This window comes from uncultured Sunxiuqinia sp., from assembly GCF_947495665.1.
GTDB lineage: Bacteria > Bacteroidota > Bacteroidia > Bacteroidales > Prolixibacteraceae > Sunxiuqinia > Sunxiuqinia rutila.
On sequence record NZ_CANLZV010000011.1, the window covers coordinates 46,879 to 73,046 of the forward strand.

Consider the following 26,168-nt stretch of genomic DNA (forward strand, 5'->3'; position numbering starts at 1 on the left):
CGGCGTATATTTGCCATCGCTAAAGACAACGGTGCCATAGCTCAGTTGGTAGAGCAACGGACTGAAAATCCGTGTGTCCCTGGTTCGATTCCAGGTGGCACCACCAAAATAGCAACAAAAACCTTTGAGTTCCGACTCGAAGGTTTTTTGTTTTTAAGCCCACTGCCAAGATCGCCTGAAAAGCGGAGCTCCAAATAAGAAATCTCCATTTTAAAATTGATCCGGAAAAAGCTGTCAAGCAGTAACCATCAGGGCTGCCGGCAATTAACCATTGCCTCCAACTAATCTTCTCAGACTATTTACAGGAAGTCTGAAAAAATGTTTTGTAGTTAAATATTTTGCACTATATTTGCCACCGCAAAATCAACGGTGCCATAGCTCAGTTGGTAGAGCAACGGACTGAAAATCCGTGTGTCCCTGGTTCGATTCCAGGTGGCACCACCAAGATTGCAGCAAAGCCTTTGAGTCGGAACTCAAAGGCTTTTTGTTTTTAAGCCCACCGCTTCTTAAAATTCAGAATATTTCCTGAAGATTTTGGATTTTACCAACAACTCCTTCATCCCAACCAACACCTTTGCATTTCAATTCCGCGAAAAAGACAACGGCTTGTCGTCGACAAACAGCCCAATGCTTAAACAAAGGATTTGCAAGCCTTTTCCAGGCCTTCAGCAGTCAATCCGACACCCATGTCCTGATTTCAAATCAAAGCCCGAGGAGTTGCCCTTTTGCTCCAGCAAGACATCGCCAATGCCTCAGCAGGGAAACAACAAACAGAAGTCATCCACGCCAAATTGAATTCAGCGCAAAAGACCATACATTAAGAAAAGCAGGATTGAATTTTTACTGATCTGAACGAATCATTCTGAAAATAAAAAAGCACCTCATTTTCATGAAGTGCTTTTCTGATGAGCGAGAAACGAGACTCGAACTCGCGACCCCGACCTTGGCAAGGTCGTGCTCTACCAACTGAGCTATTCTCGCAACAATACTTACAAAGTACTAAGTGTACCCGAAGCGGGACTTGAACCCGCACGACCGCAATGGTCATTGGATTTTAAGTCCAACGTGTCTACCAATTCCACCATCCGGGCATCCTTTAAAAGTCAATTTAAGATTTCTCCAAACTTACTTTTAAGAATGGAGCGGGAGACGGGATTCGAACCCGCGACCCCGACCTTGGCAAGGTCGTGCTCTACCAACTGAGCTACTCTCGCATCTATTTTTAAAGAACGTCTGCTCTCGTGCTCTTGAAAACAGCGATGCAAATATATTGCTAATTTTTCTTTCTCCAAAAATAATATTTAAAAAATCAGAGAAATTCTAAATCTCTTGCACGCTCCTACTTCAATCCGGAGATCTTTTTAATCCCATTCAATTTATTAAGTGCCTCAATAGGAGTAAGATTGTTAATATCCAGATTTTTTATCTCATCCCGAATTTGTTTTAACACCGGATCATCAAGCTGAAAAAAGCTCATTTGGAAGCCTTCGCGGTGTTCTGCCATGCCATTCAGCGGTTTAGCCAATCCATCCTTACGATTGGCCGCTTCCAGCTGCCCCAGGATCTCATTGGCCCGATTGACAACTGAAGGTGGCATACCAGCCATTTTGGCCACATGAATACCAAAACTGTGGTTACTTCCACCGCGCACCAGCTTCCGCAAAAAGATCACTTTATTGCCTACTTCCTTTATGGTGACATTGTAGTTTTTCACCCGACCAAACGACTTTTCCATCTCATTCAATTCATGGTAGTGCGTCGCAAAAAGGGTTTTTGCCTTGGTTTTCGGATGCTCATGAATGTATTCAACAATCGACCAGGCGATCGATATTCCATCATAAGTCGATGTTCCCCGTCCCAGTTCATCCAGCAAAATCAGGCTTCGATCAGACAAGTTATTCAAGATGCTGGCGGCTTCATTCATCTCAACCATAAAAGTGGATTCGCCTAAGGAAATATTATCCGAAGCACCTACGCGGGTAAATATTTTATCCACATAGCCAATTTTAGCTTCTCTGGCAGGCACAAACGAACCAATCTGAGCCATCAGCACAATTAGTGCGGTTTGGCGCAACAAAGCCGATTTACCGGCCATATTGGGTCCGGTAATGATAATGACCTGCTGGTCTTCCTGATCCAGCATCACATCGTTGCTAATGTAGGATTCACCAATTGGAAGTTGTTGTTCGATGACCGGATGCCGCCCCTCCTTAATCTCAATTTTTACCGAGTCATTCACTTCCGGCCGATTGTAGTCCGACTCCTTCGCCGAACTTGCAAAAGACAACAGGCAATCCAGACGAGCGATTACCCCGGCATTCAGCTGAATCGCCTGAATGTATTCGGCCAGAGCCACAACCAACTCATTGTACAAGCGGGCTTCAAGTGCCAGTATTTTTTCTTCGGCTCCCAGAATTTTGCTTTCGTATTCCTTCAGCTCCTCAGTAATGTAACGCTCGGCACTCACCAGAGTTTGCTTGCGAATCCACTCTTCCGGTACTTTATCTTTATGCGTATTGCGTACTTCAATGTAATAGCCAAACACATTGTTGAACGCTATCTTAAGTGAAGGGATGCCCGTGCGTTTCGACTCACGTTCCTGCATTTGAGCCAGGTAATCTTTCCCCGAAAAGGCCAGCTTACGCAATTCATCCAATTCTTCCGAAACCCCTTCCTGAATCACGCTTCCACGATGCAGCTGCACCGGCGGATCAGCGGTTATTTCTCGTTCCATCCGCTCCCGAATGGTTTGACACGGATTCAACTGCTCTGCCATTCGTTTCAACACATTCTGATCGGCTTGTCCCAACATGTCCTTGATTGGCTCAATGGCGCGCAAGGCAGCTCGCAACTGCACCACTTCTCGCGGATTGATGCGTCCGACAGCTACCTTGGAAATGATCCGTTCCAAGTCACCAATCTGACGAATTTGCTCGGAAATCGCTTCCTGCTGTGGTTCATGCTTTAGGAAGTATTCCACCACCGACAACCGGTCATTGATGGCGGAAATCTCTTTCAATGGCAAGGCGATCCATCGCTTCAGCATGCGCGACCCCATGGGCGAAATTGTTTTATCAAGCACCTGGGCCAGGGTTTTGGCTCCTTCATTAATCACCCCAAAAAGTTCCAGGTTACGAATGGTAAAGCGATCCAGCCAAACATATTTATCTTCCTCAATACGCGAAAGCGAACTGATATGCTGCAACTGGGTGTGTTGTGTTAAATCCAGGTAGTGTAAAATGGCCCCGGAAGCCATCACCCCATAATGCAGGTCCTGCACTCCAAAGCCTTTCAATGATTTGGTTTCGAAATGTCTTAACAGTCGATCGGTGGCAGCATCTTCCGTGTACACCCAATCATCCAAGGTGTAGGTGTAGAATTTTCCACCAAACAAAGCAATGAAATCATTGCCTTTCCCCCGCTGAAACAACACTTCTTTGGGTTTGAATGAATTCAGCAACTTATCGATGTATTCAAAGCTTCCTTCAGCCGTCAGGAATTCTCCGGTTGAAATATCCAGGAAAGCCACTCCTGCCATCTTCTTATCAAAATGAACCGAAGCCAGAAAGTTATTCTCCCGATGTTCCAGAATGTTATCATTGATAGAAACTCCGGGCGTTACCAGCTCGGTAATTCCGCGTTTCACAATTTTCTTGGTCATCTTCGGATCTTCCAACTGCTCGCAAATTGCCACGCGCTGTCCGGCACGCACCAGTTTGGGCAGGTAAGTATCCAAGGCATGATGCGGGAACCCGGCCAGCTCAACAAAATTGGCAGCACCGTTGGCTCGTTTGGTCAGGGTAATCCCTAAAATTTCAGCAGCCTTAATGGCATCCTCTCCAAAGGTTTCATAAAAATCCCCCACACGGAACAACAAAATGGCATCCGGGTGTTTGTCTTTGATGCTGTAATACTGCTTCATCAAAGGGGTCTCAACGTATCTTTTTGATTTTGTCAAAGCGAATTCAGGTTTTAAAATTGAATGAATAGCAAAGATAAAAGATGCATGTACAACAAGGAAGGTCTGCACTGATTTGTTCAGCGAAACTTTTCAACAACCATCAACAGTCCTCTCAAAGTTGATCAGCAAACCTCCCGGCTGGCTTTCAGAGCCAGAAAACTGTGCAACAAAGCCCGGCAAAGCATCATTGCCGTTAGCAGATAAAAGCTGAACGGGAAAGCCTGGGGGATCAAAAGGTTAAACAGAAAAAACACCAACAACCAAACTGATAAGGCTTTCCAGTACCAGGCTAAAGCCGGACGCCACTTACGCACCATCCACAGAAAAGGAAAAACCAGGTTGGTTGGAACTGCCCACCACAAATTGTAGTTGGGGTGCATTGCCGGATGCTCCGAGTAAGTCACAAACCAAAGCAAGACCAGCCCAATCAATCCGGTCAGAAACAACAAAACATAGTCAATCCAAAGGCTGGCCTTTCGCTGCTTATACTGCTTATAACTAACCAGCACCAGCACAACCAACAAAATGCCCAACACCAGCGAAGGATCCAACAATTGAAACCCGGATTTTTGCGTTTTCTCCGGCTCATAGATCATTCGGGTTTCTTTCACCAAGGAACGACTCTCCCCTTCTGCCTGAATTTGAGCTTCTGCAAAATGGCTCATCAAAAAATCAGGCAAAAACATTTCCTGATAGGCTGTTGCGATCTCGTCCGATGGACTCCCCAAGGTCAGGTGAATGCCAAAATTTATCCATGGCAAAACACGCTGATAAGCATCAACATGCTCTCTAAAAGTCATGCCCAAACCTGTTTCTTCCGAAAAAGTCAATTTCCCGTCAACATGTTTCTCAACCACATCACGCACGCGCGTAGCACAGTTGTCCATGAAAAAATTGTATCGGTATTCCCGGTTTTCGGGTTTGGCGTTCCAAATTAAATAGTCGAGCAGCTCTTGTTTCTCCGATTGAGTCAGGTTCAATACCTGTTCGTCAATCCGGCGCTGGCTGCGTCGGTAGCTCTCCAAAAAATTCTCATACTTTTCAGCCGCCAGTAAATAATCCGTCTGCCCCTTGGCAAAACGGTAAACAAAATTTGGCTCACTAAAACTAAATACCCCGTAGTTAAACACAACATCCACCCTACGTGCCGGATCGCACACCCGGATAGCGCTGTGTCCGTAAAGGGCATGAACCTGCTTGCTGGGGCCACAGGTAAGCAGGCTCACTTCTGCTTTATCACTTAAATTAAAAGCCTGGCTGGCCCAGGAAAAGCAAAGCAAAAAGCTAACGGTAAAAGCAAGAAATATCTTATTCACAACTTTTTTTATTCAAAAAAAACAAAAAAGCAGGTCTAAACCTGCTTAATCCTGAAAATCTTTTCCAAAAGTTATTGCTGCCCTCTTTAACTGCACTTATCCGATGCGCCGAAATCAATGCCACCCACCAATAATTGCTCCCATAATCAGATAAGAAACAAGGTCATATCCGGCATGAATCAAAAACAAACCCGGCTTTCCCTGCTCAAAAAGGATGTTGTTCAGCCGCGACGTGCTGATCCAAAAAACAGCAATGACAAAACCGGCAAAAAGCCCCATTCCCAGATCAGCCGACGATCCTAAAAACAAAGCCAGGGCAAATGCCGCCAGCAAGGAAGCAATAAATGAACTCCCAAATATAACCGGCATAGGGAGTCCTTCCTTGAGTTTTTCTTCAGTAAAGCCATTAAGTTCCATCCACTTGTTGCCGAACAAAACAGGCGAATACCATAAACTTCCAACCACAAAGGTGCTTAGCGAAGCCACTAAAACAGCCCAATAATTCAAATTTGAAATCACATGTGCCAAGTCCATAATTTTCAGTTTAGTTTCACAATTTGTAAGCTTAATACAAATTACAAAATCAGTAGGACAAGTCCTTATTTAGATTGAATTAAAATAGTATTTGCGCATAATTTTAGATATTTTTGTCTGAAATTATTAAATACGAAGCATATGGGATGTAGTGGATGTAGTATGAATACTCAAGGTGAGCGCCCCGAAATGCTAGGCACCTACAATTGGCTGAACGATTTACCAGATACAACACATTTATCAAATATTGTTGAAGTGCGCTTCAAAGGAACCCGCAAAGAGTTCTTTAAAAACGAAGATGCGCTTTCATTAAAAGTAGGTGACTTAGTAGTCGTAGCCACCAATCCGGGACACGATGTCGGAACCGTTTCGCTGACAGGAACTCTTGCCGACAAACAGTTTAAACGAAAAATAAGAAAACCGGAACGTTACCAGTGGAATAAAATTTACCGCAAAGCCACCACCACTGATAAGGAAAAGGCTGAAGCGGCCCGTAACCGTGAATATGCCGTTATGGTGCGTTCGCGCCAGCTAGCTAATGAGTTGGAGCTGGACATGAAAATCGGAGATGTTGAATTCCGTGGAGACAATGCCAAGGCGATTTTTTATTACATTGCTGAAGGTCGAGTCGATTTTCGGGAACTCATTCGCCGTTATGCGCGCGAATTTCGGGTCAAGGTTGAAATGAAGCAAATAGGTGCACGGCAGGAAGCCGGACGTATAGGCGGCATTGGCTCTTGCGGTCGCGAGCTTTGTTGCTCAACCTGGCGAACCGATTTTGACAGCGTTACCTCCGATGCAGCCCATCAGCAAGGCTTGTCGCCCAACGCTGAGAAAATGGCCGGCAAATGTGGGAAGCTGAAGTGCTGCCTGATGTACGAGCTGGATACCTACCTGGAAGCGCAGGATGATTTCCCCAATGAACTGCTGGCATTGGAAACATCAAAAGGATTGGCCCGTCATTTTAAAACAGAGATTCTGAATAAGAAAATCTGGTATACGCTGGAAGAAGCCTACGGCAACAAACCCTTGGTTTTGGACTTGGATGATGTCAAGAAAATCATTCAGCTTAACAAACGTGGCCGAAAACCACCCATTGAGCAATACCTTAGCCCGGAAACCAAGTTAGAAAATGAAATGAGTGTAGGCTCTGTGAATACCGATTTACTGGAGAAACCCAAAAAGAAGAAAAATCGCAAGCGAAAGTTTTCAAAACGGCCCAACACAAACCGACAGAAAAAAGTAGATACCAATTCATAAACACAAAGCCTTGAGGTTAAAACACCTTGAGGCTTTTTAGTTTTGCAGGTAAAGTCACGCCATCGGGAACAAAAGCAAGCAGGTAGCCACCGCCTCCCGAGCCCAATAATTTCAAGGGGATATCCCGGCTTGTCAATTCCTGAAAAACCGACTTAAACGCTTCCGGAATCATTGGCTGAAGATTCTCACGTTGAAAAGCCGAAATTGATTTCAACGCTTGAAAAAGCCTGGTAGTATCGCCATTCAAAAAAGCATGAATAGCCTGCGAATTCGACGGTAGAAAAAGCTCATCAAACTTGGCCTTGAACTCCTGTGCTTCCATTTTTTTCACAAACCAGTTTACCAGAGGTGCAGTTGGGCTTTTCACCTGGGTGTCCAGCAGCACCACCGAGTACCCCGGCGTTTGAATTTCAGGTGAAGGCAGGCGAATCTCGTCACCCACCAATAAAACCGGCCGGTTAACATACGATACCAAGGGATCAAAACCCGAACTTTTACCATGAAAAAAAGACTCCATCACTGAAAAATCGTGCTTTAGGCTGCTCAACAACCAGGGCTTTTCTTTGAGCTCTTTCAAATCCAACTGATTACTTCCATAGTGTTGATAGAGTGCCGCACACAGTGCTCCGGAGCTGCCTACGCCGTACTGCAAAGGAATGTCAGAATCAAAGTGAAGCCCTCGCTTTAAATCCCGGCGAATTTGATCGAGTCCGATGGGAAAGTTCATTTGTTCGTTTAATCCTTCTTGCTCAAAGAACGTGACAAAATGCTCCAAATCCCGCTGACTCTGCTTTACCTCGGCCACTTTCTTTTGACTCGCAAAGGCAAGCTCTCCGGTAAAATGGGGAAACGAAACAGCCAGCGCTTCAGCTCCAAACATCAACCCATATTCCCCAAACAACAATAATTTGGCATTAAACTTCTTCATCTGCTAATTTCATAGGGCCGCCGCCGATATTATCATCCAGCCATTGACCATTCTCTATTAAAGCCAACAACTCTGACTTGATAAACGCATGCACCTGCTGCTTGTCTTTTTCAAAATAAATCAAATGAATATTTGGCCCCGCATCAATTGTAAAACCAAGAGCCAAACCGCTTTTTTGGCGGTATTCCCGTATTTTATGAATGAGCAACAGGCTGTTGGGCTGCAATAGAATAAAAGAAGGGTCGGAAGTCATCATCATAGCGTGCAGACTCAGTGCTTCCTTTTCAACCAACTCAAAAAAACGCTCATGGTTGCCCACTTTCATCACCTGCACCAACTCGGCTAAGTGACTATTGGCCTGTGCAATGCGCACGTCCTTAAACTCATGCTGATTCATCAACTGATGTCCAGCCGAACTTGAAACTTTCTTCTGCGCAGAATCAACCAGCAAAACCGCATCCCGCAAGGACTGATAGTCCGGGTGAAATTTCTCGGTCACCGGAATGGCATTGCAGTCGGTTGAATTCAGAAAGCCGTTCATCCGTCCCCACAAGGCAAAAGAGGGAAACACGGATCGGCAGGCACTGCCACTTCCCAAGCGTGCCCAGCGTGATGCCTTTTGAAAAAATTGCTGTTCGGTAAACTGCTTGTTTGTCACCTGTTCTTTCAAATCGACCAAACAAAGCGCCAGCGCTCCAAAAGCCGATGCCGAAGAGGCAATTCCGGCAGAATGCGGAAACGTATTACTGCTTTCTATGTAGAAGGAGTAGTCGTTCAGCCAATCATGCTCCAGCGACATGCTGGCCAGGTATTTTTCAATGCGGTCAGCAAAAACCGATCGTTGGCCTTCAAACAAAAACTCAACCTTTCGCCGCGAAGAAGGCTCGATGCGCACCCATGTTTGGGTCCGGGCTTTCTTCAGGCTGAAACTCAAGGACGGATTCATCGGTAACTGTCCCTCTTTTTTGCCCCAGTACTTTACCAATGCTATATTTGACGGACATTCCCATGCTGCCCGGTAAATTTCTTTTTTCACCATAATAAATCAACGATTATTCAAAACCAATTCATTCCAAGGGAAGACCACACTTAGGCCTTTTTCTTTGAAGTATTGCAACACACAACGGTCGTCCATTGGGGTAGCCACCAGGTAAAAATCACCACCCCATGCTCCCAGCGATTTTATATCACCCTGAAAATCGCTAAAATAACTTGACTTAACCGTTGGAATCTTCAGCACACCGGAAACCAACTGTTCATGAAGTCGGATCAATTCCTGAAACTCCTTCAGGCTTTGTACACTGGCAATTTGTTCTGAAAGGAGATTAACTTCTTCAAGTTGTTTTTGAGAAATACTCCCCTCACTCAGAAACCGCCACACCTCATTTCGTGTACTTTTCTTCGATCCGGAATAAACAAAATAGAGCTTATCTAAAAACGGATAATCCAAAGTAACCGGCTCAGGCTTTTCATTCTTCACATAAAAGATCGGGCCTGCAGCCGAAGCACAAGCAATATCAAAACCCGAACCGTTAAATATCTTTTCGTTGAGCTGGTAAGGATCAACACCGGCCCAGGAAGCCAGGTTGGCAATCAAGGTGCTGCTGCTGCCCAAGCCCCATTGGTCGTGAAAATCAATTTTAGTCTGAATATCCAATCCACCATTCAGCTGAAACCGGGGATTCATTTCCAAAATCGCTTTTAACGCATCCTTTAAAATTACCGCTTTCCCCGCATCCGAACTATGAATGATTTTCAGGTCGGGCAAGCTAAAATCGCAGGAAAACCACAAGCCCTCCTGCATAAAGGCTTTCCAGCTTACCACTCCTTGCTTTTTGCCCTCGGTTACCTCCATGTGCTGCCCGTACTTTAAAGGCAAGGCAATGGCTTTTGCTCCCTGCAACACAAAGTATTCGGCCGTTAGCAGCAGTTTCCCGTGAGCATGATATGTTTTTTGACTATTTGGCATGTTCTTTTAAATAATTCTGCACTTCGGAAAATGAAACTTCCCGGTGTTGAAAGTAAAGCATCGCAGCCTGCTTTTGTTCATCCGAAACCTGCAAACTATTCAAAATATTACTCAAGTGCATTTTCATATGCCCTTTCTGAATGCCGGTAGTTACCAAGGCACGCACGGCCGACCAGTTGGACGCCAGCCCGGCAACAGCCAGATAGCCCATCAATTGACGCGCAGAGGGCTGCCCAATAATTTGCATGGCCAGCTTTGCCAAAGGATGCAAGCTGGTTACACCACCTACGACGCCAACAGCAAGCGGCATCTCCAGGCTAAACCAAAAATTCCCATTGGTTATTCCGGCATTGCTCAGCCCCCGGTATTGTCCGGAACTGGCGGCAAAAGCATGACCTCCAGCCTCAATGGCACGAAAATCATTCCCGGTTGCGATGGCTAAGGCATCAATCCCGTTAAATATTCCTTTGTTGTGAGTTACGGCACGCGAAACATCATGCCGCGAAATGTGAACGGCCTGCACAAATTTCATCGCCAAAGCGTGCGCCTGATCGGCATCGCTGTCCAAGTCCTCAACCGGACATTCAACCCAAACTTTAACCCGGTTGTTGGGCACATAGTTTGACAAAATGGCCATGATCACCTCCACTTCCTTTTCGTCATCCCGGAAATCACCATTGGCCTTGGCCCAGTTTTTCAGTGTTTTGCCCATTTGCTCCAAACACGAATTGATGAAATTGGCTCCCATGGCATTACAGGTTTCAAAAGCAACATCCAGCTGGTAGTAATTGGGCCTAACTTCAGGCAAGTGCTTCAACCGGATGTTTGTTATTCCGCCACCCCGCTTTTCCATGTTTTGCGTCAGTGGAGCCACATCCCGTTCCAGCTCCTCTTTCAATTCCGAAAAGGATTCGCTTAGCTTTTCAGGCTTCCCGTTCCAACTAAAATGCACCTGCCCCTTTTTTTCCGTTCCAATAATTTCGGTATGGAAACCATCCCGCTTGGCCCAGTAGCCGGCCGCTTTTGCCAAGGCAGCCACAACCGAGCTTTCCTCGGTAACCAACGGAAAAGTCAATACCTTGCCGTCAACCCTGAAATTGGGAGCTACTGAAAAAGGCAAATGAAAGTTGGATAACTGATTTTCACTCAAATCGGCAATCAGCTGTTGAATGGCTTGCTCAGAAAGCTGGAAACGATTAAGCTGCTCAAGCGTTTCCTTGTCCAGTTTCAATTGTTCAATCAGCCATTCAATTTTCTGTAAACGATCCAGTTTCGAAAATCCACTTATGATTTTAGGTTCCGTCATATTCCGGATTTAACTTCAAGTATTGCTGAGCCAAACGAAAGGCCTTGAGCTGGTTTTTCAGGTACGTTTGAAGCTCCCTATAATCACCGGTAGCATGTTTCAGCACAGCAGAAGCCATCCCGTATACGGCAGGCAACTGACTCAATGAAGTCAGATGATAGCCATCCAGGTAGCTCTTCACCCCACCCGAAATGATTAGCTGCCGGCAACGGGGCTCACCCATTTGCTGCAACAAACGATTAACCGTTTTCACCATCTGATAAGCAGTTTGCCCCACAAAGGCAAAAGGCTGGTACATTTCCTGAGTCGCAGGATCTTCCCGCATCAACTCGAGGTTCGAAAAATTAGTACCGCCATAGGCTGCAAACTCAATGGCCGCCAAGGGCAGTTCCAACAAACGCTTCAAACTATCTTCGCCCATCCCCTGCCCCACTTCTTTCACAATTAAGGGGATATGAATCCGCTCCATCAAATGGGTAATGGTTTCCAATGGCGGACGCTCAATATGGTCACCTTCAGGCTGAAACCATTCCTGCAACGGATTGACATGAACAATCAATCCATCGGCACGAAGCCCGCCAACCAAGTCAATAATGGCTTTTTCGTTTTTCTCTTGTAGTAATTTTTCAATTTGAGCAATTCCCAAGTTAGCCCACAAAGGCTGATCCGGGCCAATGGTATCACGCATGTCAAAATCGGCCCAATGGGTTTTGTCAAACAATATTTTCCGACACGATCCCAACCCCATTCCAAATCCAAACTCACGGCAAGCCTGCGCAATATTTTTATTGATTTTTTCAGCCACACCGGTCCCTCCGGTCATGCTTGAAACCCAGAATGGCGCCCGAATCATTTTCCCCAGAAACAGGAACGAGTTCTCCTCATCGTTAGGATGAGCAGCCAGCATGGGTTCATAAATAAAGCGTTGATCCTGCTCGGCAAAACCGGTTTGCGAATCAAACGCGAGTTGAATGTGGTCTAGTTTACGATCTTTAGTCATGTTATTCCTTTAAAACCGAACGCGAGATAACCATCCGTAAAACTTCAGATGTACCTTCTCCAATGGAAAGCAATCGCTGATCGCGGAAAAAACGCTCGATTGGGTATTCATCATTTCGAAACAAGCCGGCACCTCCAAAAATTTGCAAGGCATCACTGGCGACATCGCTGGCAACCTCTGAACAGTACAATTTAGCCATGGCCGCCTGCGTACCAAAAGGCTGTCCATTATCTTTTAACCAGCAGGCATTGTATAAAGTGTTCCGGGCATTTTCAATTTTCATGGCCATGTCGGCCAATTTAAAAGAAATTACCTGAAAATTTGCCAAGGCCTGACCAAATTGTTTCCGTTTTTTTGCAAAACTCACCGCCATTTCAAAAGCTCCCTGGGCCAGTCCAAGTCCCATCGCCGCTATCGAAAGCCGGCCCGAGTCAATTGTTTTCAGCATAATTTTAATCCCCTCTCCGCGCTCACCCAACTGATCTTCAGCAGGGATAAAACAATCCTTCAGGTAAACCATGCCATTATCTGCAGCGCGCCACAATAGCTTATTTTTCATGAATTCGCGGGTATAGCCGGCCGTTCCTTGCGAGACCATAAAAGCTGTAAATTCTTTCCGCCCATCGGGGCGCAAGCCGGTTTGGGCCACAAAGCTGATCCCTGCCGACATGTCGGAAGCACCATTGGTAATGTACTTTTTGTGTCCGTTTACCAACCATCCGCCATCTTGTTTTTCGGCAATGGTTTCAACCCCTTGGGCATCTGATCCAGCATTTTCTTCGGTCAACCCAAAGGCCCACAGATTTTCAGCCGTACACAAAGCAGGCAGGTATTTGGCTTTCTGTTCTTCGGTACCAAATTCCATAATCGGCCCCACGCCTAATGAATTGTGTGCAGCTAAAGTAGCTGCCACCGAACTATCCACGCGGGCTAATTCCTCAACAGCAATTATGTAAGACAAATAATCACTGTTTTGTCCCCCATATTCTTTCGGGGCATGCATTCCAAAAATCTTCAGACTCTTCAGAGAACGAATCAGCTCCATTGGAAACTGTTCGTTGGCTTCAAACTCACCAATCACAGGCTTCACGTATTTTTCTGCAAAGTCTCTGACTTTGGCCCTGATTGCATGATGAGTTTCATTTAAAAATGCGCTCATATCTATGTTTTAATTTCTTTACGACTCCAGATCTACCAATAATTCTTTGTCCTGAACCAAATGTCCCTTGGTTACATGGATATGTTTCACCACGGCATCGGCCGGGCTTTGTATTGTAAATTCCGACTTCATGGATTCGATGATCAACAAATTCTGTCCTTTCCGAAGCACATCTCCCGGCTTCACCAAAACATCGATCACCTTTCCAAATAAACCAGCTACGACTTGATTTGTCTTTACCTGTGTGGTTTTTCCAGCATCCTTATTTAAGCGAACGTGGTTCAAAACCTGATTACTCCACAATCTAAGCTGTCTGCCCTCCCACTGAAGGCAAGTTTGCTCTTTTTCTTCGGAAATAAAGATAACAATATCTTTTTCATTTAACTGAAATTCAAGCTTTGCTCCGGTAAATTGGCCAATTTTTAATGCATAGCTTGCCCCTTTCCAGTCCACCAAAATCATATCACCCTTTGGGTGAACCTGAACTTCATGCCACTCTCCTTCCAATGCGATGTTAAAAACAGAATGCATTCGCCAGTATCCCTGCGCATTCCAAGGATTGGATGCATGCGATGAGCGATAAAAGTGATGCAACAGGTAGCCTGCCAATACCTCAAGAGCCGATTCTCCCAACTGCTTGTTCTGAATGCGCTGAATGCTTTCCGGCAAGCGCTCCTCAGCCCAGCGGGTACAAATTTTATTCTGCCTGAAGTCATCCTGACTCAAGAGCTCCAACAAAAATTCCTGGTTGGTTTTTATCCGTTCGATGAATAGATTCTTCACAGCTTGCTGCATATCCGATAAGGCCTGCTCACGCGTTTCGGCTCCTACGATCAATTTGCCAATAAGGGAGTCGTAGCTGGACGACAAAGGCATTCCGGAATGAAGAAAACTATCCCAACGGCATAACTCAGGCACAACCAGTTCACCAACAGTCCCGGAAGCAGGCCTGAAGTCACAAAGCGGATCTTCCGCACAAATTCGTAACTCAATCGCATGCCCTTGGGCTGTCAGGCTTTGCTGAGATAAGCTGAGCTCTTGCCCTGAAGCAATTTTTAATTGCCAATCCACCAGGTCAACTCCAGTGATGTACTCGGTTACCGGATGCTCCACTTGCAGGCGGGTATTCATTTCCAGAAAATAAAAATTCTCCTGCTCATCCACCAAAAACTCAATGGTTCCCGCTCCTCTGTATTTTGTAGCCCGCGCAATACGAAGCGCCGACTGGTACAATTTCTCTTTGGTTGTTTGCGAAAGTGCTTGTGCTGGTGCCTCTTCGATCAGTTTTTGATACCGACGCTGAACGCTGCATTCACGTTCAAAAAGATGCACGGCATGTCCCTGACCGTCGCCAAGGATCTGCACTTCAATATGACGGGCCTTGGGAAGAAACTTCTCCACAAACAATTCATCATTCCCAAAATACTGCAAGGCCTGGCGTTGAGCTTGCTCTAATGCCAAAGGCAACTGCTCCGGCTGGTAAACAATCTCCATGCCTTTTCCGCCGCCGCCACCCGAGGCTTTTACCAGCAACGGAAATTCCAACTCCTTGCTGTGAGTTAGAATATCGTCTACAGCACCAGCCATTCCCGGAATAACCGGAATCTCCAGTTCTTTCACAAAAGCAATGGCCTGCGTTTTCTCGCCCATCAATCCAATTTGCTCAGCCGTGGCTCCAATAAAAACCAGCCCTGCCTGCTCAACCTTCGCTGCAAATTCAGCGTTTTCTGACAGGAAACCATAGCCCGGATGGATGGCCTGAGCTCCGGCATTTTGGGCCGCTTCAATTATTTTTTCCTGATTCAGGTAAGTCTCCCCCAGCTGCACTCCTTCCAGCAAAACAGCTTCGTCTGCCAAACTAACATGTAATGAAGCCGCATCATCCGCGGCATAAACTGCAACAGTCCGGATTCCCAAGTTCTTTGCCGTTTGAATAATCCGCACAGCTATTTCGCCTCGGTTCGCAACTAATATTTTTTGAAAGAGCTTCATTAATTTTCAACCACGTTTAGTTTCTTCCAGTCCGGTTTTCGTTTCTCCAGAAAAGCCCTTAGTCCTTCCTGCCCCTCGTCCGAGTGAATCAGCTCTGCGAGTACCGCCGCTGTATATTCACTGTTTTCAATAGTTAACTCGCCAGAACCTTCTTTCAGCAACAACTGCTTGCAGGCGCGCAAAGCATTTGGCGATGAAGTCTTCAATCCGTCAATCAATTCTCTCACAACCTGCTCCAGCTGACCATCTTCGGCCAGGAAGTCAACCAGTCCAACCCCATGCGCATGAGGTGCTCCAAACCGATCGCCGGAATACATGAGCTTTTTCAAATTCTGGGTTGACATCCGCTTCGATAAGAACGGTGTAATGATAGCCGGAACAATCCCCAGTTTAATCTCTCCAAAGGCAAAAGCTGTAGAATGCTCAGCCACTGCAAAGTCGCAGGCAGCAACAATACCATTGGCACCGCCCAGCACATGCCGGTGAACTGCCGTAATGGTAATCTTCGGGAACTGATAAATCACCTTCATCAGTTCAGCCATCCGCAGGTACTCCTGCCAGTTGTCGGACTTGGCCTTGTTGACCGCCTCGGCAAACCAATTGATATCAGCTCCGGCGCAAAAAGATTTTCCGGCTCCGGAAATCACCAAAAATTGCACCTTGTCATCTGCAGCTACTTTGGCCAGCGCTTCATGCATTTCCTCAATCATTCTCGGATTCAATGCATTGTGAACCTTCTTCCTGTTTAATAGCAAGTTTGCGCGGCGGCCTGTTATTTCTAGTTGTATATTTTTCCAATTCTTCATAACCTTCTCTTTTTACATTCTGAAAACACCATAACGGGCTTCCTGAACTGGTTGATTAAGCGTTACCGTAAAAGCCAAAGCCAAAATATCTCGGGTTTCCACCGGATCAATAATGCCATCATCCCACAAACGGGAAGAACTATAATAAGCTGTACTTTCTTCTTCAAACTGAGTAACCAAATTCGCATTGCGTCCATTCTGTCCAATGGTTTGCAAAACCCCAGAAGCCTGCTCCCCGCCCATCACGGCAATACGTGCATGAGGCCACATAAACAAAAAGTCAGGTTCGTAAGCCCGACCGGCCATCGCATAATTCCCCGCCCCAAAGGATCCGCCAATTACCAGGGTAATTTTCGGTACAACCGAATTGGCCACGGCATGGATCAACTTGGCGCCATCACGCGCAATTCCCTCATGCTCGTACTTTTTACCAACCACAAAACCGGTGATATTTTGCAGAAACAACATGGGAATCTGACGTTGATTGCATAACTGGATGAAGTGAGCTCCTTTTCGGGCACTCTCTGCCGTCAGAAAACTCCGATTTCCGATAATTCCAATCGGAATTCCCTTCAACCGGGCAAAACCGGTAACCAAAGTCTTTCCGTAATTCTCCTTAAACTCCTGAAAATCGCTGGAATCAACCAAACGGTCAATAATTGCCCGCACATCGATGGGCTTTTTCAAGTCGGTTGAGAGGTATGAATAAAGCTCTTCAGCTTCGTGATTGGGCTTTTCAGCCGGACAAAGCTGAACTGCGCGTTTCTGAACGTTTGGAAAAGTCTCCACAATTTTTCGGCAAATTTCAATGGCTTCCACATCATCTTTAGCCAAGTGGTCGGCCACTCCGGATACTGACGTATGCACTTCGCCACCTCCCAATTCTTCGGCAGTGACCTCCTCTCCGGTAGCCGCTTTTACCAAAGGTGGCCCACCAATAAAAATGGTTCCCTGCCCTTCTACAATAATGGTTTCATCGCACATGGCCGGCACGTACGCGCCACCCGCGGTACAAGATCCCATCACTACGGCAACCTGAGGAATTCCGGCTGCTGACAGTTTCGACTGGTTGAAAAAAACCCGTCCAAAATCGAAGCGATCCGGAAACACCTGGGCTTGTTCCGGCAGGTAAATTCCGCCCGAATCAACTAAATAAATACAAGGCAGGTGATTTTTCAAAGCGATCTCCTGAGCCCGAATATGTTTCTTAATAGTCTCCCGAATGTAAGTTCCACCCTTCACGGTAGCATCGTTAGCCACCAAAAGGCACTCACGCCCTTGCACCAGTCCTATGCCGGTCACAATTCCTGCGGAGGGGAAAGCGTTATCGTATTGATCAAAAGCTGCAAAACTTGAAAGTTCCAGGAACGGGGTTTGCGGATCGATCAAAAGATCAATTCGTTCACGGGCCAGCAACTTTCCTCTTCCGCGATGTTTTTCAACGGCTTTCGGGCTTCCGTGCGAAGAAACGAACTTCAATCGCTCTCGAAAATCAGCCATCACCTTCTGAAAATCAACAACATCGCCATCACCTTGCGCTGATCTGTACTGAATGCTATTTTGTTGAGCTTTATCCATGTGGTCGTTAAACAAATTACAAATGGAAAATCTCTTACTATGACAAAAAACGCGGCTATAAGTTCACAGAACAGGCCTGATTTTTCTTATCGGCTATTATTTCATTTCAAGCAGAGGATCAAATGCACCATTGATTTTGCTGCACCTGAACCCGGAATTAGATGAAACATGCCACTTTGAATCAATAAGAATAAGGGAATTCCAATTCTCTGAAAAAGATTAATAAAACGAAGTATTTTCTCCTAATCCTCAACCAACTGGCCCAAAAGCTCAAGATTATCGCCTTCACCTTCCAAGCGTTCTATCCGTACTTTTTGAAAGGTATTTTTCTGACAGTTTTTGGCTTTAAACCGAACAGGGACATAATGTTCGCCATAGCCGGAAGCAAAGCCCTTTGAGTCAATTTTCTCAACCAAAACAGTTTGCACACGACCAATAAACCGCTTTAAGTAAGCTTCACGCATCTGTTCCGAAGCTTCACGAAGTTCAGCAGAGCGAGCCGTTTTGACGGGTTCCGACACCTGATCTTCCATCCGCTCGGCCCGTGTTCCTTTCCGAACTGAATACTTAAACGCGTGCACATGGCTAAATTGAAATCGCCGGATGGCTTCGATACTTTCCTGAAAATCCACTTCCGTTTCCCCCGGAAATCCAACAATCAGATCGGTGGTGAAATTAAAGTCGGGCCATTGTGAGCGGAAACGGTCGACAATTTCAGCAAAACGGCTGTAAGCATACATCCGGCGCATACGAAGCAGCACTTTATCCGAGCCACTTTGCAAACACAAATGCAGATGCGGAGCCAACTTCGGATGTTTAAACAAATCATAAAATCGGTTGCCAAAACCATCGGGTTCCAAGGATGAAATACGAACCCGAAAATCGCCGGGTACATCCAGAATCGCTTCCAGCACATCTTCAAAGCGCTTGTCTTCCCACTCATACCTACCAATATTTACGCCGGTTATCACCAGCTCCTTAAACCCATTGGCGAGGGTATTTTTTACATTCTCAACAATCTCCGGCAACGGACGGCTCACCGCGCGTCCACGCACTTTGGGAATGATGCAAAAAGTACAAAAATTATCGCATCCGTCCTGAATTTTGATGGAACTGCGGGTATGCAAACTTTTATCAACCGTGCTGAATTGAAAGACATCACCTTCAAGATTGGAAGGGTGCAAAATTTCGCCCTGAAAATGCGCATCCACTAACTGCCGGATGCTGGCTTTGCGCTCGTTGTCGACCACATAGGTGATTTTATCCTGCCCTTCCAGCTTCTCTTTGTAGTTATTGGCCATACACCCCGTAACCACCACCAAAGAGCCTTGATTGTTACGGGCAGCCTGGCTAATAATATTTCGTGACTTTTGATCACTTTGATTGGTAACCGTGCAGGTGTTGACCACCACCACATCGGCCGCATCTTTAAAATCAACAACTTCGTAACCTGCCTGATCAAAATCGGAAACCAAGGCATCGGTTTCGTATTGATTTAAGCGACAGCCCAATGTTTTAAAGGCCACCTTTTTTTTAATTGTACTCATGACTCCAGCTTTTCTTCCTGTAACACCAACTCCCCACTCAGCGAAAAATCTGCTGCAGACGTAATACGAACGTCCACAATTTGCCCCTTCAGTTCGGGCACTTTCCGATCGAGTCGTACATTTAACTTTCCTTCAGTCAGCCCTGTACTGAATCCTGTCTTCCGGTCAGTTCCATTCACCAGCAAGCGTATTGTTTTTCCAACCAGCTGCTCATTGTAGTGACGGGTATGAATTTTCATGACTTCGGACAAACGATGAAAGCGATCTTTTTTCACGTCCTGCGACACCTCATCTTCCCAACGATAGCTGGCTGCCCCCGGGCGTGGCGAGTACATCGCAATATAAGCCATGTTGAACTGAAATTCATTCATGGCCGAAACGGTATTTTGAAATTCGGCTTCACCTTCACCCGTAAAACCCACAATGATATCAGTAAATAAGGTAGCCTGCGGAATAAGTTCCCGAATATCGGTTACAATCCTACGGTACTTATCCATCGAATGACGCCGATTCATTTTAATCAGCACTTTCTCATCGCCACTTTGCATGGGCAGGTGAATTTGCTTGGCTAAACAAGAATATTGAGCAATCACTTCAATTACATCGCGCCCCATATCCTGCGGATGAGGTGACGTAAAATAAACCCAGAACTCTTCGCCCGAGGCGTTTCCATATTCGCCAATCTGCTTGAGCAACTCCGCAAATGTGATTTCTTCGCCATTTTTGTCCAGCCCATAAGAGTTCACATTTTGCCCCAGCAAGGTGATGGATTTATACCCTTGGCTCACCAAGTGCTGAACTTCGTGCAAAATATCTTCGGAAGGACGGGACACTTCGCGACCACGCGTGTAAGGTACCGCACAAAAGGTGCAAAATTTATCGCAACCATTCTGAATTGGCACGAAAGCTTCGTAAGTCGATTCGTACTTGGGCTTAATGTGCCATAAATCCACGATATGCTCGTTTTTAGGCATCACCGGCTTGGGCACCTGTAAAGAGGCGGCATTCACCACCCCATAGTTCCGAATCATATCCGGCAACTGGCCCAGCTCACTCATTGGAAAAATGAGATCGAAAAGTTTCAGAAACTTTTCCTTATCAGCCGGCAAAATACACCCCGAAATGAAGGTTATCAGGTTGCGTTTGTTTTTCGCCCGGTTCCACTGGGCTATTTTATTGTACACCTTATCAATTGGCTTTTGCCGCACTGAACAAGCCAGCATTCCAAGCAAAGTTGCCTCTTCCTCCTTCTCCGTCCGCTCGTACCCCATCTGTTCCAACACAGCGCTTACACGCTCACTGTCCGACAGGTTCATTTGGCAGCCCAATGTAATTAAGTGGTATTTCATCAATTCAATTTCAAGTTCCGAATCTGTAAAAGCCGTGCGCTACTTGACACTTCTGGCTTTTCGGTTTCGCTTTTTTCTGACTAAAAATAAACTTCGCAGTGAATCTGATCGCGATCAAACCCTTTGTTCTTCAACAACTCCAGCGCATCAAAAATCATGTTACTGTTTCCACACAAGTAGAACTGGGTGTTCTTGTCGAAGGTGGCTTTTTTCAGGTATTTGGTCAACCGACCATTTACCTGACCGGTTTTATCGCCGGTGGTACATAAAACGTGACGCTCCGGCGCATACTCTTCCTTATCGTAGGCTTCATGTCCGTAACGCACACCATGTATAAGCTGGTAATCCAGTTCGGGGTACGTGCGCACCATGCTGCGGAAAGGAGCAATTCCGGTTCCGCTGGCAATAAACACAAATTTATGATCTTTGATTTTCTTCTCGTCAATCCGGAATTTTCCGAACGGACCATTTACCTCAACCCAATCTCCGGGCTTAAGGTGACTCAGCTTGGGTGAAAAATAACCTTCTTTCACTTCTTTCACCAAAACCTCTAAATGTTCATCATTTTCTCCACTGTAAATGGAGTACTCGCGACTCTGGTAATCCCCTTGAATCCCGAGCGAAATATGCTGGCCTGCATGAAACCGAAAGCGGCTTTTAGGCAGACGCAGGGAGAAAGTTTCATCCGTTAGTCTTCTGACTTCTTTCACCTTGTAAAAACTTTCATCTACTTTAATAGCTTGCATAACTTCTATTGACATAGCATCTTATTTTGGGCTGCAAAGATAATCATTTTGCACAAAAAGACCTTTTAGTCTGCGATTATCTTTCCCGCCGATTATAATTTTAACTTAACCGATAAAATCATAGTTTGTTTTGACCAATTGTCATATTTTAGGGAAAAATCAACCAACCATGAAAACACTAATCATTTACATGTCAACTCATGGATGCACCAAACATGTTGTAGAAGAACTGGCGCAAGCACTCCATGGCGATGCTACTATCCATAACCTCAAAGCAAAAAAGCAACCCGACTTGCAAAGCTATGAGCGGGTGATTATTGGCGGCTCCATCCATGCCGGACAGATTCAGCGGAAAATTCGCGAGTATTGTGAGCAAAACCAGGAACAACTGGAAGACAAACAGCTGGGCCTGTTTATTTGCTGTATGCACGAAGGCGAACAGGCATTTCAGCAACTGGAGAATGCGTTTCCCGAAAAACTACACCAGTATGCCAAAACAGAGGCCATCCTTGGGGGCGAATTCAATTTTGAAAAAATGCACTTCCTTGAAAAACTTGTAGTGCGGAAGATTGCCAAAGTGGATCAGACAGTCCGCAAAATCAACCATGAAGCAATTCAGAATTTTGCCAACAAAATGGACAAAACCTTTTCGCCTTTCCTGATGCTGATTTAAACCAAGTTATAAATTCAGGTAGAAGTCGCGCGTTAATTCGCGGTACGACTCGGAAAAAAGTCCTGTTCCCTTGTCCCGAATAAAAAAAACGGCTTCCTGCAAAGGGCAAGCCTCTTTAGCCAGTTCTGCCAGCAAGCGGTGTGCCTTTTTCGACTCATCCGGCGCCACACGAACCAGTCTTGTAACATGCAGGCTGAGTGCTTTTGCCAGCTCCAGCAAGCGAAGCTCTTGTTCGGCCGGAATAATCAGGCTGATTTTCCCCTTATTGGCAAGTAATACTGAAGCCCTTTCCAACAACTCCCTCAAGTTCAGCCTCCCTGCGTGACGTGCCTGTGCCCGCAAGGGATTTGATGACGGCTGCCCATTTTCAAAAAAAGGAGGGTTTGAAATGATATGGTCATAACATACTCCCGGCTGAAAATCCTGAAAAGCGCCAGCCACAACCCGAAAACGAGAAGCCCAATTTGAATTCTGAAAATTAGAACGTGCTTCTTCGGCTGCATCCAAGTCCAGCTCAACGGCATCAATCAAAGCTGCTGAACGCTGAGCAGCCATTAGCGCCAACAAGCCCGTTCCGGTGCCGACATCCAGCACCCGACAAGCAGCCTGAAGATCGGCCCAGGCTCCGAGCAATACGCCATCAATCCCCACTTTCATGGCCGTTCGGGCTTGTTCTACCCGAAACTCCTTAAACTGAAAAAAATTATTGCGCCCCATAGCTAAATCCGCCTCAATCGTTCACCACAAAAATAGAAGAATTAATAGTCTCCGACATATATTACCCAAGTGTTAATAAATCCGGCTTTCCATCCGATTTAATTTTTTACAACATGCCCGGTCAAGGTATTTTCTACTTTTGCACGCGCTTGAAGAAAGCGGCATTACGCAAAACACAAGTAAATAGGCATGAAGAAGAGAGATTACTACATTTTAGGATTGTTGACCTGTCTGGTTATTTACTCGGCTTTGAACCGAAAAACAGTTGTTAGTGACAGTGAAATCAGCTCGATGGGTACCCAAGAAAACCACAACGAAAGACTGATTCAACCGATGCAAAGCGACTCCGTATTCCACACCGCCAAGCAGGAAATAGAAGCTGAGGTATAGGCACTGCAATCGTTCTGTGATCCTTGGAACTATTTTCACTTGACAAAACATTTAGGCAGCGGTTCTGATTAGAAGCCAGCTGCATCATCCCCTTCGCAAAATCATTTGTTTTATAATGACACTAGCAGAGAGTCATTATAAAGAAGTCATTCAGATGCAAAAACTCCATTTACTTTCAAGCTGTACTTTCCGTTCAATACAGACAAAATGAGGTAAAACAATCAGCCGAACGAAAGACCCCATACTGGAAATGTCCATCTTTTAAAAAAATTAGTTTTATAAAGCTTAACATTTTTCAAATCAGCTACCACCCTCTAGGTCTAATGCCCGCCAATGCGGACAAACCGTCCGTTTCAACCAGGCTCTTTTCACTTTTTTTGCTCTATGGGCAAACTGTATGGGCTTACTTTCGTTAAAATGAGGTGAACAATTCCTTTTGTTAACAGGTTGAAAACTATAAACATTAATTACGTTCATCATGATATCGGTACGCTCTCAATTTATTCGGCAACAATTACTAGCCACACCAGCTATCGCTAGTAACATGCTAATTTAAACCAGCTTAAACTCAAACTCATGAAATATACGGACAAAAAACAAACGCCATCCTCCCCAACAGGCCAACCCGAAAAACAAGCAGCTCAAGGACAAGACCTGCCCGCTGGTTTTGACCGGGGAGACACGCCCGAAGCAATTATCCGCTTGGACAAAGATCGGCTCCACCGTTTTTATTCCGATAATCTACCCGCCCTCCTTCAGATTAAACCAACCAAAATCATTGGAAGAACCATTGGAGAAGCCAACTACCTGGGGGAGCTCTCTGCTGAAATTGATCATGTTGTTGAATTGGTACTGAAAAGCAAAAAAGCGTTCTACAAAGAATTCTCCCTCACGCTGCAAAACCGCCCATTCTGGATCAGCATAGGCTTTACTCCTGAAAAGGATGAACATGGGGAGATTACCGGGATTACCGGGGTATTTCGTGACATCAACAGCCAAAAGAACATTGAACAAAGACATCATCACCGTAAGCTACGCGACAACCTGGCTGCAGAAGCCTCTGATTATGGGCTGTGGGACTGGGCTGTGGGAGATGAAACCATGCACCTGTCACGAAAATGGAAATCCCAGCTCGGCTATTACCCGGATGAGTTGGAAAATAAATTTTCTACCTGGACAGATCTCCTTCACCCCGATGATTATAACCGGGTAAAACGCACCTTTGAAAACTTTCTGAAAAGCAGTGCACTAATCTATGAATCCGAATACCGGTTGAAACACAAAGACGGCATCTACCGCTGGTTTAAAACCCGGGCCGCCATGCTCCGCGATTCGAATGGAAAGCCACTTCGTGTGCTGGGAACCAATCGGGATATTACCATTGAGAAGAAGCACCAGAAAGACTTGCGCATGCTACACCAGGCCATCATGCAAAGCCCTGTGCCCATCGTAATTACGGACCTGGATGGGTACATTGAGTTTTTCAATCCGGCCTATTCAAAAATTACCGGATACCGTAAAGATGAACTGGTTGGTAAAAAAACCAACATCCAAAAGTCGGGTTATCACCCTACCACCTTCTATGAAAAACTTTGGAAAACCATATCGACTGGTAAGGAATGGGTTGGCGAATTTAAAAACAGAAACAAGAACGGTAAAACCTACTGGGAACTCGCCTCTATCTCAAGCCTGAAAGACGAGCAAGGCACCATTACCAACTACCTCAAAATATCCGAAGAAATCACTTCGTTCAAACGCCTAGAAGAAGACCTGAAGCGCTCACAAAAGCGCACCCGAATCGAAAACCAGTCCCGAACCAATTTTATGGCCAACATGAGCCATGAAATCCGAACTCCAATCAACGGCATTATTGGTTTTTCTGAATTGTTAAAAACCGGCGACTTAACCCCTGACCAGCAAGTACGCTACGCAGACATTATTGAAGAAAGTAGTCGCTACTTACTCTTGCTGATTGACGACATCATTGATATTTCAAAAATTGAAGCCAACGAGTTAAAGGTCAAGAAAGATGCCTGCTCACTAAAAAACACATTCAGCGAACTTTCGCAGCAGTTTTTACAAATGAGGGGCCGGAAGCAAAAAGAGCACATTGAAATTCTTTTTCGCAAACCCAAGCTCAAGCATCACGATTATATCTTTACCGACACCCGGCGCTTGAAGCAAATTCTGTTTAACCTGTTCGACAATGCCCTGAAATTTACCGACACTGGGCACATTGAAATCGGCTACCAACTTTTAAGCAAAAACAAATTACAGTTCTATGTAGAAGATACCGGTCATGGCATTCCCCAGGATCAGCTAAAAACAATTTTCAACCGCACCCTGCAGCATGCCCACAGCCTGAAAGAGCGTGAAGGAGGAGCCGGACTGGGCTTAGCCATTTCCAATGGGCTGGTGAAACTGCTGGGTGGAAACATGAATGTCAAATCCACAGTCAACAAAGGATCAATCTTCTATTTCACGATTCCCTACGACAAGATTACAGCGCCAACCAAAGCAAAACCCAAGAAGACCACCAGCGATTACAACTTCGAAAATTGTACGGTTTTAATTGCCGAAGATGTCGACTACAACTACGAATACCTGTACGAGATACTCCGGGAAACCAAGGCCACTGTGTTGTGGGCCAAAGACGGCATTGATGCCCTCAACCTGTTTTCGAAAAACAAAATTGACCTCATCCTGATGGACATACAAATGCCGGAAATCGATGGCTACGAAGCCACGCGAACAATTCGCCAGTCCGATACGGAGATTCCAATCATTGCGCAAACCGCCTACGCCATGAGCGACGAGCAACAAAAATGTCTGGATGCCGGCTGCAACGAAGTATTGAGCAAACCCATAAAAATGAAAGAATTACTGGATACGCTGGCCTCCTATCTGAAATAACCCTACGCTTTTTGCGTGATTTGA

Annotated in this window: 20 protein-coding genes and 5 tRNA genes; 6 read left to right on the plus strand and 19 right to left on the minus strand. The window is 45.7% G+C overall.

Annotation, left to right across the window (positions count from 1 at the left end; all coding sequences use genetic code 11):
- Positions 1-30 precede the first annotated feature (30 nt).
- Both Q1A18_RS13525 and Q1A18_RS13530 read left to right on the plus strand, forming a co-directional pair.
- Positions 31-106: transfer RNA gene (locus Q1A18_RS13525), tRNA-Phe, on the plus strand.
- A gap of 262 nt (positions 107-368) precedes the next feature.
- Positions 369-444 (plus strand) — tRNA-Phe (locus Q1A18_RS13530).
- Positions 445-908: 464 nt separating this feature from the next.
- Here the strand turns inward: Q1A18_RS13530 and Q1A18_RS13535 are convergent.
- The 6 genes from Q1A18_RS13535 to Q1A18_RS13560 all read right to left on the minus strand — a co-directional run bounded on the left by Q1A18_RS13535 (position 909) and on the right by Q1A18_RS13560 (position 5,811).
- A tRNA-Gly gene (locus Q1A18_RS13535) sits at positions 909-981 on the minus strand.
- Positions 982-1,006: 25 nt separating this feature from the next.
- Positions 1,007-1,091 (minus strand) — tRNA-Leu (locus tag Q1A18_RS13540).
- Positions 1,092-1,138: 47 nt separating this feature from the next.
- Positions 1,139-1,214, minus strand: a tRNA-Gly gene (locus Q1A18_RS13545).
- 125 nt (positions 1,215-1,339) lie between these two features.
- Positions 1,340-3,922, minus strand: a complete 2,583-nt coding sequence (gene mutS, locus Q1A18_RS13550) for a DNA mismatch repair protein MutS (protein WP_299581175.1) — start codon at positions 3,920-3,922, stop codon at positions 1,340-1,342.
- A 161-nt stretch (positions 3,923-4,083) separates the two neighbouring features.
- Complete coding sequence (locus Q1A18_RS13555; protein ID WP_299581184.1) at positions 4,084-5,277, minus strand: DUF4105 domain-containing protein; 1,194 nt, start codon at positions 5,275-5,277, stop codon at positions 4,084-4,086.
- Between the two features lie 114 nt (positions 5,278-5,391).
- Positions 5,392-5,811 carry a DUF1761 domain-containing protein gene (locus Q1A18_RS13560; protein ID WP_299581187.1) on the minus strand — a complete coding sequence of 140 codons (420 nt, stop codon included), beginning with the start codon at positions 5,809-5,811 and terminating at the stop codon, positions 5,392-5,394.
- A gap of 141 nt (positions 5,812-5,952) precedes the next feature.
- On the opposite strand from Q1A18_RS13560, the gene ricT reads away from it, so the two are divergent.
- Positions 5,953-7,071 carry a regulatory iron-sulfur-containing complex subunit RicT gene (gene ricT / locus Q1A18_RS13565; RefSeq protein WP_299581190.1) on the plus strand — a complete coding sequence of 373 codons (1,119 nt, stop codon included), beginning with the start codon at positions 5,953-5,955 and terminating at the stop codon, positions 7,069-7,071.
- A 16-nt stretch (positions 7,072-7,087) separates the two neighbouring features.
- Here the strand turns inward: ricT and Q1A18_RS13570 are convergent, their stop codons facing one another.
- From Q1A18_RS13570 to Q1A18_RS13625, 12 genes are all read right to left on the minus strand, one after another.
- Complete coding sequence (locus tag Q1A18_RS13570) at positions 7,088-7,999, minus strand: hypothetical protein (protein ID WP_299581193.1); 912 nt, start codon at positions 7,997-7,999, stop codon at positions 7,088-7,090.
- Entirely contained in the window at positions 7,986-9,038 is a 1,053-nt protein-coding gene (mvaD, locus tag Q1A18_RS13575; RefSeq protein ID WP_299581196.1) for a diphosphomevalonate decarboxylase, read from the minus strand. The genes Q1A18_RS13570 and mvaD overlap by 14 nt, the downstream gene beginning before the upstream one ends.
- Before the next feature lie 6 nt (positions 9,039-9,044).
- On the minus strand, positions 9,045-9,968 hold the full coding sequence (locus Q1A18_RS13580) for a GYDIA family GHMP kinase (RefSeq protein WP_299581199.1): 924 nt from the start codon (positions 9,966-9,968) through the stop codon (positions 9,045-9,047).
- The gene (locus Q1A18_RS13585) at positions 9,958-11,274 is read right to left on the minus strand and encodes a hydroxymethylglutaryl-CoA reductase (protein ID WP_299581202.1); all 1,317 of its coding nucleotides are present in this window, start codon (positions 11,272-11,274) and stop codon (positions 9,958-9,960) included. Before Q1A18_RS13585 ends, Q1A18_RS13580 begins: the two co-directional genes overlap by 11 nt.
- Positions 11,261-12,274 carry an isopentenyl-diphosphate delta-isomerase gene (locus Q1A18_RS13590; protein WP_299581205.1) on the minus strand — a complete coding sequence of 338 codons (1,014 nt, stop codon included), beginning with the start codon at positions 12,272-12,274 and terminating at the stop codon, positions 11,261-11,263. Before Q1A18_RS13590 ends, Q1A18_RS13585 begins: the two co-directional genes overlap by 14 nt.
- Position 12,275: 1 nt before the next feature.
- On the minus strand, positions 12,276-13,433 hold the full coding sequence (locus tag Q1A18_RS13595; protein WP_299581208.1) for an acyl-CoA dehydrogenase family protein: 1,158 nt from the start codon (positions 13,431-13,433) through the stop codon (positions 12,276-12,278).
- Positions 13,434-13,451: 18 nt separating this feature from the next.
- Positions 13,452-15,425 (minus strand): biotin carboxylase N-terminal domain-containing protein, encoded by a 1,974-nt coding sequence (locus Q1A18_RS13600; RefSeq protein WP_299581211.1) that lies wholly within the window; start codon positions 15,423-15,425, stop codon positions 13,452-13,454.
- A complete protein-coding gene (locus Q1A18_RS13605) occupies positions 15,425-16,231 on the minus strand; it encodes an enoyl-CoA hydratase-related protein (RefSeq protein ID WP_299581214.1) in 807 nt (268 codons plus the stop codon). Before Q1A18_RS13605 ends, Q1A18_RS13600 begins: the two co-directional genes overlap by 1 nt.
- Positions 16,232-16,243: 12 nt before the next feature.
- Positions 16,244-17,809 carry a carboxyl transferase domain-containing protein gene (locus Q1A18_RS13610; protein WP_299581217.1) on the minus strand — a complete coding sequence of 522 codons (1,566 nt, stop codon included), beginning with the start codon at positions 17,807-17,809 and terminating at the stop codon, positions 16,244-16,246.
- 242 nt (positions 17,810-18,051) lie between these two features.
- Positions 18,052-19,356 (minus strand): tRNA (N(6)-L-threonylcarbamoyladenosine(37)-C(2))-methylthiotransferase MtaB, encoded by a 1,305-nt coding sequence (gene mtaB / locus Q1A18_RS13615; RefSeq protein ID WP_299581220.1) that lies wholly within the window; start codon positions 19,354-19,356, stop codon positions 18,052-18,054.
- Positions 19,353-20,705 (minus strand): tRNA (N6-isopentenyl adenosine(37)-C2)-methylthiotransferase MiaB, encoded by a 1,353-nt coding sequence (gene miaB, locus Q1A18_RS13620; RefSeq protein WP_299581228.1) that lies wholly within the window; start codon positions 20,703-20,705, stop codon positions 19,353-19,355. Before miaB ends, mtaB begins: the two co-directional genes overlap by 4 nt.
- An 80-nt stretch (positions 20,706-20,785) precedes the next feature.
- Positions 20,786-21,466: an FAD-binding oxidoreductase gene (locus Q1A18_RS13625; RefSeq protein WP_299581241.1), complete on the minus strand. Its 681-nt coding sequence runs from the start codon at positions 21,464-21,466 to the stop codon at positions 20,786-20,788.
- Between the two features lie 154 nt (positions 21,467-21,620).
- On the opposite strand from Q1A18_RS13625, the gene Q1A18_RS13630 reads away from it, so the two are divergent.
- Positions 21,621-22,124 carry a flavodoxin domain-containing protein gene (locus Q1A18_RS13630; RefSeq protein WP_299581243.1) on the plus strand — a complete coding sequence of 168 codons (504 nt, stop codon included), beginning with the start codon at positions 21,621-21,623 and terminating at the stop codon, positions 22,122-22,124.
- Positions 22,125-22,130: 6 nt separating this feature from the next.
- Here the strand turns inward: Q1A18_RS13630 and Q1A18_RS13635 are convergent, their stop codons facing one another.
- The gene (locus tag Q1A18_RS13635; protein ID WP_299581245.1) at positions 22,131-22,841 is read right to left on the minus strand and encodes a methyltransferase; all 711 of its coding nucleotides are present in this window, start codon (positions 22,839-22,841) and stop codon (positions 22,131-22,133) included.
- 189 nt (positions 22,842-23,030) lie between these two features.
- Here Q1A18_RS13635 and Q1A18_RS13640 point away from each other — a divergent pair, with 189 nt between their 5' ends.
- Together Q1A18_RS13640 and Q1A18_RS13645 are read left to right on the plus strand one after the other, a co-directional pair.
- Positions 23,031-23,231: a hypothetical protein gene (locus tag Q1A18_RS13640; protein WP_299581248.1), complete on the plus strand. Its 201-nt coding sequence runs from the start codon at positions 23,031-23,033 to the stop codon at positions 23,229-23,231.
- Positions 23,232-23,807: 576 nt separating this feature from the next.
- Positions 23,808-26,144, plus strand: coding sequence for a PAS domain S-box protein (locus tag Q1A18_RS13645; RefSeq protein ID WP_299581251.1), 2,337 nt, complete (start codon positions 23,808-23,810; stop codon positions 26,142-26,144).
- Positions 26,145-26,168: the final 24 nt, after the last annotated feature.

Excerpts from the sequence above, each read along its gene's own strand:
- Q1A18_RS13605 (WP_299581214.1), bottom strand. The coding sequence starts at position 16,231 with ATGAAGAATTGGAAAAATATACAACTAGAAATAACAGGCCGCCGCGCA.
- Q1A18_RS13625 (WP_299581241.1), bottom strand. The coding sequence starts at position 21,466 with ATGTCAATAGAAGTTATGCAAGCTATTAAAGTAGATGAAAGTTTTTAC.
- Q1A18_RS13610 (WP_299581217.1), bottom strand. The coding sequence starts at position 17,809 with ATGGATAAAGCTCAACAAAATAGCATTCAGTACAGATCAGCGCAAGGT.
- mutS (WP_299581175.1), bottom strand. The coding sequence starts at position 3,922 with ATGAAGCAGTATTACAGCATCAAAGACAAACACCCGGATGCCATTTTG.
- Q1A18_RS13645 (WP_299581251.1), top strand. The coding sequence starts at position 23,808 with ATGAAATATACGGACAAAAAACAAACGCCATCCTCCCCAACAGGCCAA.
- ricT (WP_299581190.1), top strand. The coding sequence starts at position 5,953 with ATGGGATGTAGTGGATGTAGTATGAATACTCAAGGTGAGCGCCCCGAA.
- Q1A18_RS13590 (WP_299581205.1), bottom strand. The coding sequence starts at position 12,274 with ATGACTAAAGATCGTAAACTAGACCACATTCAACTCGCGTTTGATTCG.
- Q1A18_RS13595 (WP_299581208.1), bottom strand. The coding sequence starts at position 13,433 with ATGAGCGCATTTTTAAATGAAACTCATCATGCAATCAGGGCCAAAGTC.
- Q1A18_RS13570 (WP_299581193.1), bottom strand. The coding sequence starts at position 7,999 with ATGAAGAAGTTTAATGCCAAATTATTGTTGTTTGGGGAATATGGGTTG.
- miaB (WP_299581228.1), bottom strand. The coding sequence starts at position 20,705 with ATGAAATACCACTTAATTACATTGGGCTGCCAAATGAACCTGTCGGAC.
- Q1A18_RS13560 (WP_299581187.1), bottom strand. The coding sequence starts at position 5,811 with ATGGACTTGGCACATGTGATTTCAAATTTGAATTATTGGGCTGTTTTA.
- Q1A18_RS13630 (WP_299581243.1), top strand. The coding sequence starts at position 21,621 with ATGAAAACACTAATCATTTACATGTCAACTCATGGATGCACCAAACAT.
- Q1A18_RS13585 (WP_299581202.1), bottom strand. The coding sequence starts at position 11,274 with ATGACGGAACCTAAAATCATAAGTGGATTTTCGAAACTGGATCGTTTA.
- Q1A18_RS13600 (WP_299581211.1), bottom strand. The coding sequence starts at position 15,425 with ATGAAGCTCTTTCAAAAAATATTAGTTGCGAACCGAGGCGAAATAGCT.
- Q1A18_RS13640 (WP_299581248.1), top strand. The coding sequence starts at position 23,031 with ATGAAGAAGAGAGATTACTACATTTTAGGATTGTTGACCTGTCTGGTT.
- mvaD (WP_299581196.1), bottom strand. The coding sequence starts at position 9,038 with ATGGTGAAAAAAGAAATTTACCGGGCAGCATGGGAATGTCCGTCAAAT.
- Q1A18_RS13635 (WP_299581245.1), bottom strand. The coding sequence starts at position 22,841 with ATGGGGCGCAATAATTTTTTTCAGTTTAAGGAGTTTCGGGTAGAACAA.
- Q1A18_RS13580 (WP_299581199.1), bottom strand. The coding sequence starts at position 9,968 with ATGCCAAATAGTCAAAAAACATATCATGCTCACGGGAAACTGCTGCTA.
- mtaB (WP_299581220.1), bottom strand. The coding sequence starts at position 19,356 with ATGAGTACAATTAAAAAAAAGGTGGCCTTTAAAACATTGGGCTGTCGC.